Origin of the sequence: Streptomyces uncialis, assembly GCF_036250755.1 — a bacterium.
GTDB lineage: Bacteria > Actinomycetota > Actinomycetes > Streptomycetales > Streptomycetaceae > Streptomyces > Streptomyces uncialis.
The window spans coordinates 3,210,664-3,223,614 of sequence record NZ_CP109583.1 but is presented as its reverse complement, the minus strand read 5'-3'; the positions used below and the strand labels follow the sequence as shown (position 1 = coordinate 3,223,614).

At 69.9% G+C, this 12,951-nt stretch carries 10 protein-coding genes; 7 read left to right on the top strand and 3 right to left on the bottom strand.

What is annotated here, in order from left to right; all coding sequences use genetic code 11:
- Positions 1-401: 401 nt before the first annotated feature.
- Positions 402-1,178 (bottom strand): GntR family transcriptional regulator, encoded by a 777-nt coding sequence (locus OG711_RS13090; protein WP_073784794.1) that lies wholly within the window; start codon positions 1,176-1,178, stop codon positions 402-404.
- A 286-nt stretch (positions 1,179-1,464) separates the two neighbouring features.
- On the opposite strand from OG711_RS13090, the gene OG711_RS13085 reads away from it, so the two are divergent.
- From OG711_RS13085 to OG711_RS13070, 4 genes are all read left to right on the top strand, one after another.
- Complete coding sequence (locus OG711_RS13085) at positions 1,465-2,745, top strand: extracellular solute-binding protein (RefSeq protein ID WP_073784796.1); 1,281 nt, start codon at positions 1,465-1,467, stop codon at positions 2,743-2,745.
- 168 nt (positions 2,746-2,913) lie between these two features.
- Entirely contained in the window at positions 2,914-3,927 is a 1,014-nt protein-coding gene (locus OG711_RS13080; RefSeq protein ID WP_073784798.1) for a carbohydrate ABC transporter permease, read from the top strand.
- A complete protein-coding gene (locus OG711_RS13075) occupies positions 3,924-4,754 on the top strand; it encodes a carbohydrate ABC transporter permease (protein ID WP_073784800.1) in 831 nt (276 codons plus the stop codon). Before OG711_RS13080 ends, OG711_RS13075 begins: the two co-directional genes overlap by 4 nt.
- 7 nt (positions 4,755-4,761) lie before the next feature.
- Positions 4,762-6,243, top strand: coding sequence for a glycoside hydrolase family 3 protein (locus tag OG711_RS13070; protein WP_329559318.1), 1,482 nt, complete (start codon positions 4,762-4,764; stop codon positions 6,241-6,243).
- A gap of 740 nt (positions 6,244-6,983) precedes the next feature.
- On the opposite strand, the gene nagB is transcribed toward OG711_RS13070, so the two are convergent.
- Positions 6,984-7,766 carry a glucosamine-6-phosphate deaminase gene (gene nagB, locus OG711_RS13065; protein ID WP_266510374.1) on the bottom strand — a complete coding sequence of 261 codons (783 nt, stop codon included), beginning with the start codon at positions 7,764-7,766 and terminating at the stop codon, positions 6,984-6,986.
- A gap of 256 nt (positions 7,767-8,022) precedes the next feature.
- Between nagB and OG711_RS13060 the strand changes: the two genes are divergently transcribed.
- The 3 genes from OG711_RS13060 to OG711_RS13050 all read left to right on the top strand — a co-directional run bounded on the left by OG711_RS13060 (position 8,023) and on the right by OG711_RS13050 (position 12,033).
- Positions 8,023-9,096 (top strand): SIS domain-containing protein, encoded by a 1,074-nt coding sequence (locus OG711_RS13060; RefSeq protein ID WP_329559317.1) that lies wholly within the window; start codon positions 8,023-8,025, stop codon positions 9,094-9,096.
- A gap of 289 nt (positions 9,097-9,385) precedes the next feature.
- Positions 9,386-10,153, top strand: a complete 768-nt coding sequence (locus tag OG711_RS13055; protein WP_329559316.1) for a sulfite exporter TauE/SafE family protein — start codon at positions 9,386-9,388, stop codon at positions 10,151-10,153.
- Positions 10,154-10,551: 398 nt separating this feature from the next.
- Complete coding sequence (locus OG711_RS13050) at positions 10,552-12,033, top strand: sensor histidine kinase (protein WP_099284469.1); 1,482 nt, start codon at positions 10,552-10,554, stop codon at positions 12,031-12,033.
- A 412-nt stretch (positions 12,034-12,445) separates the two neighbouring features.
- On the opposite strand, the gene OG711_RS13045 is transcribed toward OG711_RS13050, so the two are convergent.
- Positions 12,446-12,703 (bottom strand): WhiB family transcriptional regulator, encoded by a 258-nt coding sequence (locus tag OG711_RS13045; protein WP_040248489.1) that lies wholly within the window; start codon positions 12,701-12,703, stop codon positions 12,446-12,448.
- Between the last annotated feature and the right edge of the window lie 248 nt (positions 12,704-12,951).

The following is a 12,951-nucleotide window of genomic DNA, read 5'->3' as shown; positions in this document are numbered from 1 at the left end:
CGGGGGCGTGGAAGGCGTCTGGAGGGGCCGTCGGGGACGGCCGGGCATCCGGCGGCGGAGGTGTCGCGCGGCGCGGTGCGAAGGGCCGTGCGCGGCGTCGGCGGCGAAGCGGGGCGCGGACGCCCGGGGCGTGTCCGTCGTCACGCTCCGTGGTGGCTGAAGATGATCCATGGAGCGGAGCCCGGAAAAATGCCATTGGTCCAGACAACTCGCCTTGTCCGGCCCTGCGGAGGCGTTCTACGACTTTCGTCGGTGCCCCGTCCACGTGGCTGGGTGAGGTTCCTGGGGCAGGAGGGGGATCGGTGTCGCGTCCGTACCGGGACGGCTGGTTCCCCCCGCGAAGTGGGGTGGTTTCCCCCGGCGGGCCCGTTTCGGGGCCCGCCGGGGAAAGGAGGGGACGCTCAGTCCGTCGGCCGCTTCAGACGGGCCACGAACTTGTACCGGTCGCCCCGGTAGACCGAGCGCACCCACTCCACCGGCCGGCCGCCGCCGTCCAGGGAATGGCGCGAGAGCATCAGCATCGGCAGTCCCACGTCGGTGCCGAGCAGTCCGGCCTCGCGCGGGGTGGCCAGTGAGGTCTCGATGGTCTCCTCGGCCTCGGCCAGATGCACGTCGTACACCTCGCCCAGCGCGGTGTAGAGAGAGGTGTACTTGACCAGGGAACGCCGCAGCGCCGGGAAGCGCTTGGCGGACAGGTGCGTGGTCTCGATCGCCATCGGCTCGCCGCTCGCCAGCCGCAGCCGCTCGATTCTGAGGACCCGCCCCCCGGTCGCTATGTCGAGCAGCCCCGCAAGCGTGTCATCTGCGGTGATGTACCCGATGTCGAGAAGCTGCGAGGTCGGCTCCAGGCCCTGCGCGCGCATGTCCTCGGTGTACGAGGTGAGCTGGAGCGCCTGGGAGACCTTCGGCTTCGCGACGAAGGTCCCCTTGCCCTGGATGCGTTCGAGGCGCCCCTCGACCACCAGTTCCTGGAGTGCCTGGCGTACCGTGGTCCGCGAGGTGTCGAACTCTGCCGCCAGGGTCCGTTCCGGTGGCACCGGTGTTCCCGGTGTCAGCGTCTCGGTCATGTCGAGCAGATGCTTCTTCAGCCGGTAGTACTTCGGTACGCGTGCGGTGCGGCCTGTTGTGGCCGTCTCCGCCGTGGCGGAAGTACCCGCCCGGCTCACCTCGCTCGCCATCGTCCGCCTTCCCGGCTCTGGTGCTGTTGCCGCCACCGGCTCCTCCGTCTGTAGCGGCTCACACATCGTGGCACGGTGTGCCCGGCGTGAGCCGTGCCCCCTCAGGTGTCGGTCCGATAACGGACGTGACAGCCCTTCTTATACACCCTTGACACCCCTAAAGGTCTAGGCCAAGCTCCAGCTACTGGTCTACACCATTAAAGGCCAGGTCCCAGTTCCCACGAGCAGTTTCGCGCTGTAGTCATTCGCTGTGGGTGTGGGGGGTAGGCATCCTGAGGAGGGTGACGTGAAGCGGAAGCTCATTGCGGCCATTGGTGTCGCGGGCATGTTGTTCTCTGTCGCTGCGTGCGGCGACAGCGACAGCGGGGACAAGAAGGAGTCCAAGGGTACGGACACCAAGGGGAAGACCCTGGTCGTCTGGTCCATGGACGGCTCCACGCCGGACCCCTGGAAGAAGGCCGTGGCGGCCGACTTCGAGAAGAAGACCGGCTCGAAGATCAAGTGGGAGTCCCAGGTCTGGAACGGTATCCAGCAGAAGATCACCACCGCTCTCTCCGAGTCCAGCCCGCCGGACGTCATCGAGATCGGCAACACCCAGACCCCCGCCTACGCGGCGACCGAGGGTCTCGCGGAGCTCGGCGACCTCAAGACCGAGATCGGCGGCGAGTGGACCGAGGCGCTGAACAAGTCCTCGATCTACAACGACAAGCAGTACGCGGTGCCGTGGTACTTCGCCAACCGTGTCGTCCTTTACAACAAGAAGATCTGGGCCGAGGCCGGTCTGAAGGACACGCCCAAGACGCGTGACGACTTCTTCAAGGCGCTCGACACCATCAAGGAGAAGACCAAGGCCGAGCCGCTGTACATGGCCGGTCAGAACTGGTACTTCCTCGATGGCCTGATCATCGGCAAGGGCGCCGACCTGGTGAAGAAGGAAGGCGACAAGTACGTCTCCAACCTGTCCGACCCGAAGGTCGGCGAGGCGATGGAGCTGTACAAGAAGTACGCCTCCTACTCCTCGGCCCCCAAGGACAAGGACGAGGCCACCCCGCAGCAGGCCGACGTCTTCGCGAACGGCAAGACCGCCATGTTCATCGGCAACGCTTCCGAGGCCACCATCGCGGTCAAGGCCAACGCCAAGATCGAGAAGGACATCGGCTACTTCACCATCCCGGGTGAGTCGGCCGAGAAGCCCGAGAGCGTCTTCCTGGGCGGCTCCAACCTCGCCGTGCCGCTGCGCAGCAAGAACCAGGAGCTCGCCAAGGAGTTCCTGAAGATCGCGCTCGCCGACGAGCACCAGATCGAGTTCTCCAAGCTGATGGGCTTCACCCCGAACAAGGCGTCGCTCCTGCCCAAGGTCGCGGGCAGCAACGCCGGCCTCGACGCCGCCGCCCCGGCCGCCGCGTTCGGTGGCACCACCCCGCTGATCCCCGAGTGGGCCGCGGTCGAGAACGTCCCGAACCCGATCAAGGACTACATGACGGCGGTCCTGAACGGTAAGTCGCACGCCGACGCGGCCAAGGACGCGGACGCGGAGATCAACAAGCGCCTCGCACAGGGCAGCTGACCCGAGTACCCCCGCGCCCGGGGGGCGGCGGGCCGGACCTTCACACAGGCACCCCAGCCGGGGTGACCTGAGGAAAGACCGGTCCGCCGCCCCCGGGGCGCACCGGTGTGCGCCTCGGGGGCGCCCACCCGCGCATCGAAACGTACGGCCACGGAAGAGACGGCGACGATGTCAGTGCAGACCGAACAAGCGGATGCGGACGGGGTGTCCGTCCGGAAGGGCGAGGCGCCACCGCCTCGCGGCGCGGGGAGCGCCACCAAGAACGGCGGAGGCGGTCGCAGATCGCCACGGGCCCGTGGCTCGTTCGCCCCGTACGCACTGCTGCTGCCGGCGACGATCGTCACCATCGTGCTGCTCGGCTGGCCCCTGGTGAAGAACGGCATGCTGTCGTTCCAGAACCTGAACCCCAAGCAGCTGATCCTCCACCTCACCGAGTGGAACGGGGTCGAGAACTACAAGGAGACGCTGACCAACGAGGACTTCTGGCGGGTCGTACTCCGCTCGTTCCTCTTCACCACGGTCAACGTCGTCCTGATCATGGTGCTCGGCACCCTGATCGGTCTGCTGCTCGCGCGCCTCGGCCAGCGGATGCGGGTCACCCTGCTGATCGGCCTCGTGCTCGCCTGGGCCATGCCGATCATCGCGGCCACCACGGTCTTCCAGTGGCTGTTCGCCCAGCGGTTCGGCGTCGTCAACTACCTCTTCGTCCAGCTGGGCTTCGAGGGCATGGCCGACCACAACTGGCTCGGCACCCAGTTCTCCACCTTCGCGGTGGTGACCCTGGTGATCGTCTGGCAGTCGATCCCGTTCGTGGCCATCAACCTCTACGCGGCCAGCACCACCATCCCCCGCGAGCTGTACGAAGCCGCGGCGCTGGACGGTGCCGACTCCTGGAAGATCTTCCGGACGGTGACCTTCCCGTTCCTGAAGCCCTTCCTGTGGGCCACGCTCTTCCTCGAAGTCATCTGGGTCTTCAAGTCCTTCGCCCAGGTCTTCGCGATCAACCAGGGCAAGCCCGACCGGCTGACCGAGACCCTGCCGGTGTACGCGTACATCGAGGGCTTCGGCAACCAGCACTTCGGTATGGGCGCGGCGATCTCGATCCTGACGATCCTGATCCTGCTCCTGTTGACCGCCTATTACCTGCGCACAGTGATCAAGCAAGAGGAGGACGAGCTGTGAAGCGCTCCTTCCTGGGCAAGCTCTGGCCCAACGCGACGTCGATCTTCCTCTTCGTCGTCTTCGTCTTCCCCGTCTACTGGATGTTCGCCACGGCGTTCAAGCAGCCCAGTGACATCGTCGTCGACACGCCGGTCTGGTTCCCGACCAGCCCGACGTTCGAGCACTTCACGACCGCCTCGAACGCCGAGGGGTTCTGGACACTGGTCCGCAACTCCCTCACGGTCACCGTGCTCGCGGTCACGCTCTCCCTGCTCATCGCGCTCTTCGCCTCCTTCGCCCTGGCCCGGATGCGGTTCAAGGGGCGGCGCAGCTTCATCGTCGCGGTCATGATCGCGCAGATGGCGCCCTGGGAGGTCATGGTCATCGCGGTCTACATGATCGTGCGTGACGCGGAGATGCTGAACAGTCTCGTTCCGCTGACCGTCTTCTACATGGTCATGGTGCTGCCCTTCACGATCCTGACGCTGCGCGGCTACGTCGCCGCCGTGCCGAAGGAACTGGAGGAGTCCGCGATGGTGGACGGCTGCACCCGCCCGCAGGCGTTCGTGAAGGTCATCTTCCCGCTGCTGGCGCCGGGTCTGATGGCCACCTCGCTGTTCGGGTTCATCACCGCCTGGAACGAGTTCTCGATGGTCCTGATCCTGAACAAGGACCTCGAATCGCAGACGCTCCCGATCTGGCTCTCCAGCTTCCGGACCGTCTTCGGGGACGACTGGGGCGCCACCATGGCGGCATCCAGCATCTTCGCCATCCCGGTCCTCGTCCTCTTTGTCTTCCTCCAGCGCAGGGCCGTCAGCGGCCTCACCGAAGGCGCAGTGAAGGGATAGCCGACAGATGACCACGCTCGCCACCACCGACACCCTCACCAAGGACGCACTGACCGTCCTCCAGCCAGGGTTCACCGGCACCAGCGCACCCGACTGGCTGCTGCGCCGACTGGGCGAAGGACTCGCCTCCGTCGGCCTGTTCGGCCGCAACATCCAGACGCCGGGACAGCTCGCCGCGCTCACCGCGCAACTGCGCGCCGAGCGGGACGACGTCCTGGTCGCCATCGACGAGGAGGGCGGGGACGTCACCCGCCTCGAAGTGGTCGAGGGCTCCTCCTTCCCGGGCAACCTCGCGCTCGGCTCGGTCGACGACACCGAGTTGACCCGCGCGGTCGCCCATGAGCTGGGCCGCCGGCTCGCCGAGTGCGGGGTCAACCTCAACTGGGCGCCGTCGGCCGACGTCAACTCCAACCCCGACAACCCGGTCATCGGGGTACGGGCCTTCGGGTCCGGCACCGACCTGGTCTCGCGGCACACCGCCGCGTACGTCGAGGGGCTCCAGGCCGCCGGGGTCGCCGCGTGCACCAAGCACTTCCCCGGTCACGGGGACACCGCGGTCGACTCGCACCACGCGCTGCCGCGCATCGACGTGGACCTCGCGACCCTGGACGTCCGGGACCTGGACCCCTTCCGGGCCGCCATCGCCGCCGGCACCAAGGCCGTGATGAGCGCCCACATCCTGGTCCCGGCGCTCGACGCCGACCTCCCCGCGACGCTGTCCCGCCGCATCCTGACGGGCCTGCTGCGTGAGGAACTCGGCTACGACGGACTGATCGTCACCGACGGCATGGAGATGGAGGCCATCTCCGGCACGTACGGCATCGAGCACGGCAGCGTGCTCGCCATCGCCGCGGGCGCCGACGCGATCTGTGTCGGCGGCGGGCTCGCCGACGAGGACACCGTGCTGCGGCTGCGGGACGCGCTCGTCTCCGCGGTACGCACCGGCGATCTCGCCGAGGAGCGGCTCGCCGACGCGGCTGCCCGGGTACGGGCGCTGGCCGCCTGGACGCGGACCGCCGACACCGGCCCGGGCGTGCCGAGCGACGTCGGGCTCGTCGCCGCGCGGCGCGCGCTGCGGGTGACGCGCGGGGCCGCGTACTCCGGGCCCGTCACGGGGGCGCCGTTCGTGGCCTCCTTCCCGCCGGTCGCCAACATCGCCGTCGGGGACGAGACGCCCTGGGGCGTCGCCGCGGAGCTCCGCAAGGTGCTGCCCGGTACGGTCACCGGGGACTTCACGGGTGAGTCCGCGGGTGCGGACGCGCTCGCGGCCGCCGGGGACCGGCGGATCGTCGCGGTCGTCCGGGACGTCCACCGGCACGGGTGGATGCGGGCGGCGCTCGATCTGATCGTCGCGGCCCGGCCCGACACGGTTGTCGTGGAGATGGGTGTGCCGCGGGCCGACGCGGTCGGGGCGCTGTATGTCGCCACGAATGGCGCCGCACGGGTGTGCGGGGCTGCCGCGGTGGAGGCTCTCACCTCCACCCACTGAGCCCACAGAGCCAGACCCCTGTACCGAGTTGGGGCTCGGTACGGGGGTCTGTCCGTTTTCCGGGGGGCCGTGGGTTTCTTGGGCTGGGCGCGATTGTTCCTGTGCCGTCGCTCGTCGTTTTCGCGCAGTTCCCCGCGCCCCTTTGGGGCGCGTCCGGCCGGTTCTTCGGGTCGGTGCCGGTCGGGATTCTCCGTCCTCGATCCGACACGCTCGGTACGACGTTCCGTGACTCGACTGAAGAGCATCGGAGTCTGCGAGCAGAGATTCCCGCCCACCCCCTTACGTAGCCATGCGACTGCACGAGGAGGGTGCTTTGAACCCCGACCCCGGTCGCTGACAGCCCGCACCCTGATCCCCGGCCCCAGCCGGACGCCCCAAAGGGGCGCGGGGAACTGCGCGAGCAACCAAGGACCACCCGCACCCGAACGGGAACCGCAAGAGGCGCGACCGAAGGGGCGCGGGGAACTGCGCACCCCGTCCGACCCGTACGGGAACAGGTACGTCCAGGTGGGGAGCCCCAGGGGCGCGGGGAACTGCGCACCCACCGAGCGACCTGTGCGGGGACAAGTGCGCTGAGCCGGGGAGACCTCGGGAGCGCAAGCGAAGGCGACCTGCGGGGAACTGCGCACCCCACGAGCGACGGCACGGGAACAAGTGCGCTGAGCCGGGGAGACCTCGGGCGCGCGCAAGCGGAAGGCGCCGGGCCCGTGGGGGCGCCGGCGCCTCGGGGGCCGGGACGGTCAGATGCCCTGCCAGGACGGCTTGGCGGCGAACGTGTGCCGGAAGTACTCCGCGAGCTTCAGCTTGGAAGCCGCGGCCTCGTCCACCACCACCGTGGCATGCGCGTGCAACTGCAACGCCGACGCCGGACACACCGCCGCCACCGGCCCCTCCACGGTCGCCGCGACGGCGTCCGCCTTGCCCTCGCCCGTGGCGAGCAGCACCAGATGACGCGCCTCCAGGATCGTCCCGATCCCCTGGGTGATCACATGGTGCGGCACCTGCGAGATGTCGTCGAAGAAGCGGGCGTTGTCCACCCGGGTCTGCTCCGTGAGCGTCTTGATCCGCGTCCGCGAGGCCAGCGACGAGCAGGGCTCGTTGAACCCGATGTGCCCGTCCGTGCCGATCCCCAGCAGCTGGAGGTCCACACCCCCGGCGGCGGTCAGCGCCGCCTCGTACGCGGCGCAGGCGGCCGGTACGTCCGTCGTGGTCCCGTCGGGCCCCAGGAACGCGTCGGCGCTGATCCCCAGCGGCTCCAGCACCTCCCGGCGCAGCACCGAACGGTACGACTCGGGATGCTCCGCGGGCAGCCCCACGTACTCGTCGAGCTGGGCTATCCGTACCCGCGTCACCCCGGCCTCGCCGGCCCGCACCTTGGCCTCCAGGGCCCGGTACACCGGCAGCGGGGTGGAACCGGTGGCCACGCCGAGCACCGCGCCGGGCTTGCGCCGCAGCAGTGCGGCCATGGCCTCGGCGATGAGCTCGCCGCCTGCTTCGGCGTCCGGGACGATCACAACTTCCACGCTGGGCCTGCCGATCTGGAGAACGTGCACGGGCTGGGACAACGACATGTGGTATAGACCAATCTAGCAGAATCCCCCCGCCGTGCGAGTGGGCCGGTGATGTGCTATCAGGGAACGGGCGGCCGACGGCGCCGCGTACAACGGCCCACGGCCGCCGGTGACATCGCCCGCCGCCCCGCTCCGGGCGGCGGGACCCGCGCCGGGGGAGTGGAATGGAAGGGGACACCCCGCCGGAACCCCGCCCGAGGAGGCCCGCATGACCGCCAGGACCACCCCCGACCCCCAGCGCGAGCGGCCGGGCCGGATCATGTCCCACGAGATGGCGGAGCAGCCCGCGGTGCTGCGCCGCCTCCTGGACACCGGCGGGCCCCGTATCCGGGAGGTCGCCGAACAGGTCGCGGCCCGTGCGCCCCGATTCGTCCTGCTCACCGCGCGCGGCACCTCCGACAACGCCGCGCTGTACGCCAAGTACCTGCTGGAGATCCGCCGGGGCCTGCCCTGCGGACTCACCTCCATGTCCACCACCACCGCGTACGGTGCCCGCCCCGATCTGCGGGACGTCCTCGTCGTCACCGTCAGCCAGTCCGGCGGCTCACCCGACCTGGTGGCGTCCACCCGGGCCGCCCGGGAGGCCGGCGCCGTCACCCTCGCGGTCACCAACAACCCCGACTCGGCGCTCGCCGCGGTCTCCGAGTTCCATATCGACATCATGGCCGGGCCGGAGAAGGCGCTGCCCGCCACCAAGACGTACACCGCGTCCCTGCTCGCCCTGTACCTCTTCGTGGAGGGCCTCGCGGGCGGGGACGGCGGCGCCGCGCTGCCGCTGCCGGAGCTGGCCGCCGACCTGCTGGCCCGCCAGTCGGAGATCCGGGCCCTGGCCGCCCGCTACCGCTTCGCCGAACGCATGGTGATCACCTCACGCGGCTACGGCTACCCGACCGCCAAGGAAGCCGCGCTCAAGCTGATGGAGACCAGCTACATCCCCGCGCTGTCCTACTCCGGCGCCGATCTGCTGCACGGACCCCTCGCGATGGTCGACAACATCTCCCCGGTGATCGCCGTCGTCACCGCGGGCAGGGGCGGCGAGGCCCTGCAACCCGTACTGGACCGGCTGCGCGGCCGGGGCGCCGACCTCGTCGTCATCGGCCCCCGCGCCCAGGTCGACCAGGCGTCCGCGGGGTTCGTCCTGCCCACCGACGACGTCCCCGAGGAACTCCAGCCCGTACTGGAGATCATCCCCCTCCAGCTGCTGGCCTACGAGATCACCATCGCCCGCGGCCAGGACCCCGACGCCCCCCGCGCCCTCGCCAAGGTCACCGAGACCCACTGAACCGGGCGGAGCCCACCGAAACGGGCCGGGACCCCCACCGAACGGGACGCGGCGCACCGCACCGGGACGCGGCGCATCCCACCGAACCGGACACGGCGCACCCAACCGGGCCGGGAGGCGCCGCACCGGGCCGGGACGCAGATCACAGCGCCGGGGCGGACATCCCGGGCGGCGTCCGCGCGTCACCCGGATAGCGTCAGCCCATGATCCTCCAGCCCAGGCCGCCCCGGCCCCCGCACCCGCCCGCCCCGGCCCGCCGTCCGGCCGCCGCCCCGCGGGAGGCAGGACGATGACGCTCTGGGAGATGGCCGCCGTCCTCGCGGCCGGCGCGGGCGCCGGGGCCATCAACGCCGTCGTCGGCTCCGGCACCCTCATCACCTTCCCGGTGCTGCTCGCCGTGGGCCTCTCGCCGGTCACCGCGACGGTCTCCAACGCGCTCGGCCTGGTCCCCGGGGCGATCAGCGGAGCCATCGGCTACCGCCGTGAGCTGGTCGGACAGCGCCGCCGGATACTGCGGCTCGGGGCCGTCGCCGCGGTCGGGGCCGTCACCGGGGCGGCGCTGCTGCTGACCCTGCCCGAGTCCGCCTTCGAGACGATCGTGCCCGTCCTCGTCGGACTGGCCCTGGTACTCGTGGTGCTCCAGCCGTGGATCACCCGCGCCGTCAAGCGCCGCCGCGAGCGGACGGACGTCTCCCCCCGGCCCGACGGCGGTCTGCCGCTGCTGGCCGGGATGGGCCTCGCCAGTATCTACGGCGGCTACTTCGCCGCCGCCCAGGGGATCATCTACCTCTCCCTGATGGGCACCCTGATCGACGACACCCTCCAGCGCCTCAACGCGGTCAAGAACGTGCTCGCCGCGATCGTGAACGGTGTCGCCGCGCTGTTCTTCCTCTTCGTCGCCGACTTCGACTGGACCGCGGTCCTGCTCATCGCCATCGGTTCCACGATCGGCGCCCAGGCGGGCGCGGCCCTCGGCCGGCGCTTCAGCCCGGTCGTGCTCCGCGGCGTGATCGTGACCGTCGGGACGTTCGCCTTCGTCCAACTGCTGCTCCGCTGACGGGACACGGGCCCGCCGCACCGAGCGTTTTCCGCCACCGGGAGCGCCCGGACGACAAACATGGGTCAACGCATGGACAGACGCGAATGGTCTAGTCCACAATGACAGGCATGGAACTCCCGGGGGTCTCTCCTCCGGGGCCTCCGCTCCGTTCTCCCCGCACAGGAGGACGGTCAGGGGAACCGGCGCTCTCTGCCCTGACTGCACCGGATCCTCGTCAACGGCCGACCGGGACCGCACACCCGCCGGCCGGGATTGCTCCGGGCTGCGGTGCCGGGAGGGTTGAGGGTCCCTCCCAGGCACCGTGGCCCGCGGGTGTTTCCGGGGCCGGCCCCGTACCGCGCCCGCCGCCCGAGAACGTTGCGATCACGCCAGGTACGCTCGCAGACGTGCCCTCCATGAACGATCTCGTCCGCCAGCACACCGCCCTGTCCGCCACGGACCTGGAGTGGCTGCATCTGCTGGTCTCGGAGTGGCAGCTGCTCTCCGACCTCTCCTTCGCGGACCTCGTCCTGTGGGTGCCCACCCACGACGGCACCCGCTATGTCTCCGTGGCCCAGATGCGGCCCAACACGGGCCCCACCTCGTACCAGGACGACATGGTCGGCCATCTCGTCCCGCGCGGCCGACGGCCCCTGCTGGACGCTGCCCTGGACGAGGGTCGGATCGTGCGCGAGGGTGACCCGGAGTGGCGCGAGGAGGTCCCCGTACGGGTCGAGTCCATCCCGGTCCGCCGGGAGGGCCGGGTCCTCGGGGTCATCGCCCGCAACACCAATCTGCTCACCGTCCGTACGCCGTCCCGGCTCGAACTCACGTATCTCCAGAGCGCGTCGGACCTCGCACAGATGATCGCCGCCGGTTCGTTCCCCTTCCTCGGCCAGCAGGTCGACATGGACGCCTCGCCCCGGGTCGGTGACGGACTGATCCGCCTCGACGCGGACGGTGTCGTCCAGTACGCGTCCCCGAACGCCCTCTCCGCGTACCACCGCCTCGGTCTCGCCACCGACCTCGTCGGCCTCCATCTGGGCCGCACCACGGCCGAACTCGCGCCCTCCCGGGGGCCCGTGGACGAGGCGCTGCCCACGATGGCGAGCGGCTGGGCGCCCCGGGAGTTCGAGATCGAGGGCAACGGCGGGGTGATCCAGCTCCGGGCGATCCCCCTGAAGCCCAAGGGACCCCGGATCGGTTCGCTGGTGCTGCTGCGGGACGTCACGGAACTGCGCCGCCGCGAACGTGAGCTGATCACCAAGGACGCGACCATCCGGGAGATCCACCACCGGGTGAAGAACAACCTCCAGACGGTCGCCGCGCTGCTGCGGCTCCAGGCCCGCCGGATCGAGTCCGAGCGGGGACGGGCCGCGCTGGAGGAGGCGGTCCGCCGGGTCGGGTCCATCGCGATCGTCCATGAGACGCTGTCCCAGAATCTGGACGAGCGGGTGGAGTTCGACGAGATCGCGGACCGGGTCCTCGCGATGGTCTCGGAGCTGTCGCCGGGCAAGGTCGCGGGGCGGCGGACGGGGCGGTTCGGCATCCTCGACGCGGAGGTCGCGACCCCGCTGTCCATGGTGCTCACGGAGGTCTTGCAGAACGCGCTGGAGCACGGGTTCGGGCCGCTCGACAGCGGGAGCGTCGAGGTGTCGGCGGTACGGGGCGGGACGGTCAAGCAGGCACGGCTGCTCGTCACGGTGCAGGACGACGGCGTCGGTCTGCCCGAGGGGTTCGACCCCCACCGGTCCGGGAACCTCGGGCTCCAGATCGTCCGGACCCTGGTCGAGGGGGAGTTGGGCGGCACGTTCGACATGCAGCCGGCCCCCACCCGAGGCACCCGGGTACTCCTGGACATCCCCCTGGACGCCACCCCCACCCCCCTCAACCCCTAGTCCCGGCAGCCGACGGACAACACCAGGTAGGCAGCGCCGCCCAAAGGGGCGCGGGGAACTGCGCACCCCACGAGCGACGGCACAGGCACAAGTACGTCCAGAAGTGGAACCCCAGGGGCGCGGGGAACCGCGCGAGGACGGCCCGCACCCGAGAAGCGACCGCAATGGGGCAGCACCCAGGGGCGCGGGGAACTGCGCGAAACGAGGGCGACCCGCACCCGAAGAGCGACCGCAATGGGGCTGCACCCAGGGGCACGGGGAAAACGCAATGAGCCCCGGACCGGGAGGTCCGGGGCTCTTCGCGCGACTTCAGCTTGAGCACTGCGGGGTTCTACGCGCTGCGGCTCGGGAGACGGGAGATGCGTACACGCTGCACGCGCCGCCTTGCTGAGGCTGGATAAGTGGCTGAGCGTCAGGCGCTGGCCTGCCGCGCCCGATTGCGAGCGGCCCGACGCTTCATTGCGCGGCGCTCGTCCTCGCTGAGGCCACCCCAGACACCCGAGTCCTGACCGGACTCGAGTGCCCACTGCAGGCACTGCTCCACTACGGGGCAGCGACGGCAGACGGCCTTGGCTTCCTCGATCTGCAGCAGCGCGGGACCGGTGTTGCCGATGGGGAAGAACAGCTCGGGGTCTTCCTCGCGGCAAACGGCGTTGTGACGCCAGTCCATGGCTGCTACCTCTCTTGGTGATACTTCGGATTGCTTGTGAATGTGAACGCTTTCACGAATCCCCCAACAAGTGAAGGGCCTACACCCGGAAGCCGGGGGCGGTCCATTGTTTTGAGGAGGGGTTCGGGCTCTCTGTGGGGGGCGGTGGTGCGGCCCGTCCCGAGCGCCACATAGAGACTCGCAAACCTGGGCTGCGGATACAACCCCTTCTGGAAAGTTTTTTTTGATTCCTCGGTGTCGACTAGGTC

What these genes read in the sequence shown, in the direction of transcription:
- OG711_RS13090 (WP_073784794.1), bottom strand. Translation starts at nt 1,178, where the DNA reads ATGGCGAGCGAGGTGAGCCGGGCGGGTACTTCCGCCACGGCGGAGACG.
- OG711_RS13080 (WP_073784798.1), top strand. Translation starts at nt 2,914, where the DNA reads ATGTCAGTGCAGACCGAACAAGCGGATGCGGACGGGGTGTCCGTCCGG.
- OG711_RS13070 (WP_329559318.1), top strand. Translation starts at nt 4,762, where the DNA reads ATGACCACGCTCGCCACCACCGACACCCTCACCAAGGACGCACTGACC.
- OG711_RS13060 (WP_329559317.1), top strand. Translation starts at nt 8,023, where the DNA reads ATGACCGCCAGGACCACCCCCGACCCCCAGCGCGAGCGGCCGGGCCGG.
- OG711_RS13055 (WP_329559316.1), top strand. Translation starts at nt 9,386, where the DNA reads ATGACGCTCTGGGAGATGGCCGCCGTCCTCGCGGCCGGCGCGGGCGCC.
- OG711_RS13050 (WP_099284469.1), top strand. Translation starts at nt 10,552, where the DNA reads ATGAACGATCTCGTCCGCCAGCACACCGCCCTGTCCGCCACGGACCTG.
- OG711_RS13045 (WP_040248489.1), bottom strand. Translation starts at nt 12,703, where the DNA reads ATGGACTGGCGTCACAACGCCGTTTGCCGCGAGGAAGACCCCGAGCTG.